Below are 5,864 nucleotides of genomic sequence, written 5' to 3' on the forward strand. Positions count from 1 at the left end.
CGAGGCCGTGCCCGCGATGGTGGCCGACGACAGCCTGCCCCCGTCGTCGGACTTCCTCGACGACGCCCTCGACCGGTCCGACCTCAACCCCCTTGCCAAGCTCGCCATCCGGCGCCTACCGGACTCCCTCATCAACGACGTAAACCCCTCCCACGACGTCCTCGACCGCGTGATCGACAAGCTCGACCTGCGTCTGTTCCTGCAGAACGTCGACAATCAGGACGCACTCGAGGACCAGGTCAACAAAGCCGTCAAGGAGTCCGTCCGCGACGAGTTGACGTCCAAGGTCACCGACCTGATCTAAGGGCTTCGGCGGGGCGTCACTCCGAGGGACGTCGGCCGTGCACGCGGTCTGCGTCGGCCATGCGGCGGGGGCTCTGCACGAGTAGGTGACACCTGATCGGCTGATGCTGATGCCGGTGCCGATGCCGGCGCCCTGCTCCCTGAGTGGTGCAGTGGCCGGCCCAGCGGACCAACAGGAACAGGGTGCAGATTCACACTCAAATCGCGTGGGGTACGTATCGCAGGCCAACATGCGATTGGGAGGGGCAGCGGCGAACACCGGTCGTCACGCCCCGTTGCCTGTCGCTCAGGCGAGGTACCGCGACCCACCATGGCTCTCGTGCGAAGCGTCGCAGAGCGGCCGACATAGCCCTAGCGACTGCTTCCCAATCCCTTCGGACAAGCCGACCGCTCAGTCCCATGCGGGTTGATGGGGCACAGGCCGCGACCGGTGCGTCATTCCACCGCCTATGGGCCGGATGTACTACCGATGCGTCACGGCTCGGCAGTGAGGACCACGCGTCTGTGTGGCGTCGACGCCGGCTAACGAGCCCTGTCGATGAGTTCGCGTACGGCAGCCTCACGGCGAGCGGCGCCTGGAATGTGGGAGACCTCGGCGAGACGTCTGGTCTCAGCGGACCGCGCGACGCTCGAAGCTCTTGAGCGTCCCGCCATCGTGGCCTTGCGCAGAGATCCATTGTCAGTCGCCGTCGCGTACCTCTTCTACCTCGATAATTCCGTTGGCTGCAGGTGACCACACTGCCTCATCCCGGTGGCTGGCCGTCACGGCCACATCCGTCGGACGACCCTCACCGGTGAACGTGCCAGAAACCGACGTCGTGCCGGGCAGTTCCGCGGGTGATCGCGGGAAGCGCGTCGATGAACCGCTTCGTGGACTCGGCGCGGGCAAGGATGCCGTGGGCGAGGCAGAAGACGTGTCCGGACTGGAGAGCGGCAATCTCGTGGGCGCGGGAGCGAATGCGCTTGTCCTTCGTGAGGCAGATCCGCCCTCGCGAGCAGCCGTACTCCATCCAGTCTTCGTCGGCGAGGTCTTCGCCTTGGTTGTCGAAGAGCTCGTGGATGGTGTGGACGGTCCAGCCCGCGGAGCGAAGGTGGTCGGCCGTGAGCCGTCCGAGGCTGCGCTCGAGGAAGAACTCAAGCGGCGGACGCGGCGCGGAGGACACCCTCTACTACGTCCGTGATGAGGCCGTACTCAGCGGCGACGTCCGCCATGGGATCGCCGTTGCGCCACAGCTGGAGGACGGCGTCGACCGGGACCTTTGAGCTGGCCAGCACCGGTGAGCCCCAACCGAACCGCGGGTCGATGATCACCGCGGCCGCGTCGGGGTACTGGCTCAGTCGGAGCTGGGCCGGGCGCCCTTCGTCGTCCCAGGTGACGTAGTGCAGGTAGCCGTCAAGTACTTCGCGGATCCCGAGCTGCTGGTGCTTGACCTGGAGCATCGAGTCGTCGGCGAGACGGACGAAGAGGTCGACGCCGTCGGTTGCGATCCGCTGGGTCGCCAGGGCGTACTCGTCGCCGAACTCCTCGCGCACGATCGCGGCGGCCTTGCGGACCTCGTCCATCGGCGCACCGAGCTCACGTAGCGGGCGGAGCACGTACGCCTCGATGATCGCGACGAACGGAAGACGAGGCCAGCCTCGTTGCTCGGGGGTGACCGCGTGGATGAGGGACGGTTCGCCGCGCCTGCTCACGATCCACGAGTCCAGCGTCGACTCCGGCATCCGGAGGTGGCGGGCGGCTTCGCGGGCGGTCAGGAGCGGGGTGTGGTTCGCGTCCATGTGCTCACCACCCCGGCTCGTCGTGCGAGTCGACTGTATCCGTCCCGGGATCGGAACGCAGGAGACATCGCACAGGCCATCGAACAGCGCGTGGGTCATCGTTGCGCTCCTGCCGGCGTCGTCGTCCACAAGAGATCGCCGATGCGCTGCGCGGCCCGACGGCGCAGCTCGTCGACCGCGTGGGTGTAGCGCTGGGCGGTGGCCATCTCGGTCCAGCCCATGATGGACATGACGGTACGGATGTCGACGCCTTGAAGGAGCAGCAGGGTGGCGGCGGTGTGGCGGGCGTCGTGGACGCGGACGTGGCGCAGCTCGACGTCCTTGAGCAGGGCGAGCCAGGCCTCGCGGTCGCGGCAGGGGTCGATCAGGCTGCCGGTCTTGGTGGCGAAGACGAGGTCGTGGGTGGTGTCCCAGTCGGGCCCGACCTCGAGGCGTCGGCGGGCTTGTGCGGCGCGGTGGGCCTTGAGCTCCTCGACGAGCGGGAGCGGCAGGACGACGGTGCGGCGCGAGCCCTTGGTCTTGGTGTCGACCAGGCGGATGCCGCCGCCGGTGCGCTCGGGGCACTCGGCGCCGCGCTTGCGGGCGCACTCGGGGGTGCCGGTCTCGGTGAGGGCGCAGCCGTGGCGCCAGGTCCAGCGCTGCACGGAGCGGCGGACCCGCAGGGTGCCGTCCTCGAGGTCGATGTCGCTCCACATCAGCCCCAGGGCCTCGCCCTGGCGCAGGCCTAGTGAGAGAGCGATGGACCAGCGGGCGGCGTTGCCTCGCTTCGCTGCGGCGGCGAGAAGCCGTTGGGCCTCGCCGACGGTCAGTGGCTCGACCTCGTCGGTGTCGTGGCGCGGGGCCCGGGCGACCAGGGCGGGGTTGGAGTGCATCCGGCGCCGGCGTACCGCCTCGTTGAGGGTCGAGCGCAGGACTCGGTGCACGGCACGGACGGTGTGGATGGAGCGTTCGTGGTCCAGGAGGTAGCCGTAGAGGTGCTCGAGGTTCTCGGGCTGGAGCTCGCTGAGCCGGATGTGGGCCATGGTCGGCATGACGTGGAGCTTGATCTGGGAGTTGTAGGTCGACTGGGTCTTCCAGCGGGTGGTGCGCGGCACGATGTCGGTGAGCCAGTGCTGGAGCCAGACGCCGAGGGTGGGGTCGTGCTCGGTCCAGCGGTGCTCGCCGTTGTCGCGGCCGCGTTCGAGCTCACGGACCGCGGCGCGCAGCTCGGGCTGCGTCGCTCGGCTGACGTGGCGGCGCTCGATCGTGCCGTCGGGTCGCATGCCCATGGTGACGCGGGCGTGCCAGCGTCCGTCGCTGCCCTCGTAGAGCGAGCTGGTGGACTCCCCGGCGGTCTTGCGTGGGCGGGCCATCAGCCGGCCCGCCGGTGATGCTCAGACGCACGGTGGTCGGTCGCACGGTGGTCGGGCTCGCGGTGCTCGGCGACGAACTCCTCGACGACGGTGCGTTCGATGCGGACGCTGCGGCCGAACCGGACGACGGGCAGCTCGTGGGCGGCGACGAGGCGCTCGACGTTGCGGCGCGTGCAGCGCAGCTCGTCGGCGACCTCGTCGAGGTTCATCAGCAGGGACGGGGCGCTCTGGGCGTGGTTAGTGGTCACATCTAGATAAGCGCGCTAGGGGGGCTCTGGCGATCACCGGTGGCGAGAAAGTTCGAGAAATCTTCCGACAGGTCCATGACGGGCAGTGTGCGCCGGGCTTCGAGGCGTCTCAACCGAAGGGTTTTTGGGCCCATATTTGGGCCCATGGCAGGAAATCGATGGACAACGAGAAAGCCCCCGACCAGCGTTTCCGCAGGTCAGGGGCTGTTTTCTCTGTGCGCCTGTAGGGATTCGAACCCCAAACCTTCTGATCCGTAGTCAGATGCTCTATCCGTTGAGCTACAGGCGCGGGTCCCGCGGACTCGCCGAAGGACTGGTCGAGAATAGCCGACCGCCCGGAGGTTGCCGAATCGGAGGTCAGGCGGGGATCGGTCCGGTCGGGCGTGTGACCTGGCCCACCACCCTTGGATCGGTCCAATATGAGCGGCCGAAAACCCGGGTTAGCCTCGCCGAGCCCGATCGCGGCAACGTTGCCTGGCGATCCAACCACGACTCCACGACACACCGTCGACACGCTCGACGGCCGGCCGCCGGGGCCTTCCCGGCGCCGCGCATGCGCGAGAGGGACCAGGCATGACCGCCACGCAGGAACGCACCACCGACCAGCAGCCCAGCAGCCCCACGACCCACCAGGGGATCCTCGACTTCGTGGCCGAGGTGGCCGCCCTGACGCAGCCCGACCGCGTCCAGTGGTGCACCGGCTCCGACGAGGAGTGGACCGAGCTGACCGACGCGCTCGTCGGCACGGGCACCTTCACCCGGCTCGACCCGGCGATCAAGCCCAACTCCTTCCACGCCGCCAGCGACCCGATCGACGTCGCGCGCGTCGAGGACCGCACCTACATCTGCTCGGTCGACGAGAAGGACTGCGGGCCCACCAACAACTGGATGGCCCCGGACGAGATGAAGGACATCATGCGCGGGCTCTACGCCGGCTGCATGAAGGGCCGCACGATGTACGTCATCCCCTTCGTGATGGGTCACCTCGAGGCCGAGAAGCCGATGTTCGGCATCGAGCTGACCGACTCGGCCTACGTCACCGCCTCGATGCGCGTCATGGCCCGCATGGGCACCCACGTCCTCGACAGGATGACCGAGCTCGACGCCCCGTTCGTCCGTGCGATCCACTCGGTCGGCCACCCGCTCGCCGACGGCCAGGCCGACGTCAAGTGGCCCTGCAACGACACCAAGTACATCGTGCAGTTCCCCGAAGAGCGCGCGATCTGGTCCTACGGCAGCGGCTACGGCGGCAACGCCCTGCTCGGCAAGAAGTGCTACGCCCTGCGCATCGCGAGCGTCATGGCGCGCGACGAGGGCTGGCTCGCCGAGCACATGCTCATCCTCAAGCTCACCAGCCCGGCCGGTGTCACCAAGTACGTCGCCGCGGCGTTCCCCAGCGCCTGCGGCAAGACCAACCTGGCCATGCTCAAGCCCACGATCCCGGGCTGGAAGGTCGAGTCGATCGGCGACGACATCGCCTGGATGCGCATCGGCGAGGACGGTCGCCTGTGGGCCGTCAACCCCGAGTACGGCTTCTTCGGCGTCGCGCCCGGCACCAACGAGCACACCAACCCGCACGCGATGGCCACCATCAACAAGGGCAACTCGGTGTTCACCAACGTCGCGCTCACCGAGGACGGCGACGTCTGGTGGGAGGGCCTCGAGAACCCGCCGGCCAGGGCCACGTCGTGGAAGGGCGAGGAGTGGACCCCCGAGTCCGACTTCGACTCGAGCCACCCCAACAGCCGCTACTGCACCCCGATCAAGCAGTGCGACATCCTCGCGCCCGAGTTCGACGACCCGCGGGGCGTCCCGATCGACGCGATCCTGTTCGGTGGGCGCCGCAAGACAACCGTCCCGCTGCTCTTCGAGGCGCGCGACTGGACCCACGGCACCTTCCTCGGCGCGACGCTCTCCTCGGAGACCACCGCCGCTGCGGTCGGCGCGACCGGCATCGTGCGTCGCGACCCGATGGCGATGCTGCCGTTCATCGGCTACAACGCCGGTGACTACTTCAGCCACTGGATCAACATCGGCAAGGACAACGACGCCGCCAAGCTGCCGAGGATCTTCTACGTCAACTGGTTCCGACGTGACGACGAGGGCGGCTTCCTGTGGCCCGGCTTCGGTGAGAACAGCCGCGTCCTGAAGTGGGTCGTCGAGCGCATCGACGGCCAGGCCG

General features: G+C 68.3%; 5 protein-coding genes, 1 tRNA gene and 1 pseudogene. 2 read left to right on the plus strand and 5 right to left on the minus strand.

Translation table 11 applies throughout. From position 1 onward, the window contains the following. Window positions 1-304: pseudogene (locus tag Q7T52_RS20420) on the plus strand (hypothetical protein); the annotation flags it as partial. Window positions 305-1,091: 787 nt separating this feature from the next. On the opposite strand, the gene Q7T52_RS20425 reads toward Q7T52_RS20420, so the two are convergent. The 5 genes from Q7T52_RS20425 to Q7T52_RS20445 form a co-directional block, all read right to left on the minus strand. Then, window positions 1,092-1,466 (minus strand): hypothetical protein, encoded by a 375-nt coding sequence (locus Q7T52_RS20425; RefSeq protein ID WP_304805395.1) that lies wholly within the window; start codon window positions 1,464-1,466, stop codon window positions 1,092-1,094. Then, window positions 1,438-2,082 (minus strand): DUF433 domain-containing protein, encoded by a 645-nt coding sequence (locus Q7T52_RS20430; protein ID WP_304805396.1) that lies wholly within the window; start codon window positions 2,080-2,082, stop codon window positions 1,438-1,440. The genes Q7T52_RS20425 and Q7T52_RS20430 overlap by 29 nt, the downstream gene beginning before the upstream one ends. Before the next feature lie 95 nt (window positions 2,083-2,177). Beyond that, complete coding sequence (locus Q7T52_RS20435) at window positions 2,178-3,434, minus strand: site-specific integrase (RefSeq protein WP_304805397.1); 1,257 nt, start codon at window positions 3,432-3,434, stop codon at window positions 2,178-2,180. Continuing rightward, window positions 3,434-3,682 (minus strand): helix-turn-helix domain-containing protein, encoded by a 249-nt coding sequence (locus tag Q7T52_RS20440; RefSeq protein WP_304805398.1) that lies wholly within the window; start codon window positions 3,680-3,682, stop codon window positions 3,434-3,436. Before Q7T52_RS20440 ends, Q7T52_RS20435 begins: the two co-directional genes overlap by 1 nt. A 216-nt stretch (window positions 3,683-3,898) precedes the next feature. Next, a tRNA-Arg gene (locus Q7T52_RS20445) sits at window positions 3,899-3,971 on the minus strand. Between the two features lie 284 nt (window positions 3,972-4,255). On the opposite strand from Q7T52_RS20445, the gene Q7T52_RS20450 reads away from it, so the two are divergent. Continuing rightward, on the plus strand, window positions 4,256-5,864 hold a 1,609-nt coding region (locus Q7T52_RS20450), incomplete at its 3' end, for a phosphoenolpyruvate carboxykinase (GTP) (protein ID WP_304805399.1).

Source organism: Nocardioides sp. (assembly GCF_030655615.1).
Taxonomy (GTDB): Bacteria; Actinomycetota; Actinomycetes; order Propionibacteriales; family Nocardioidaceae; genus Nocardioides.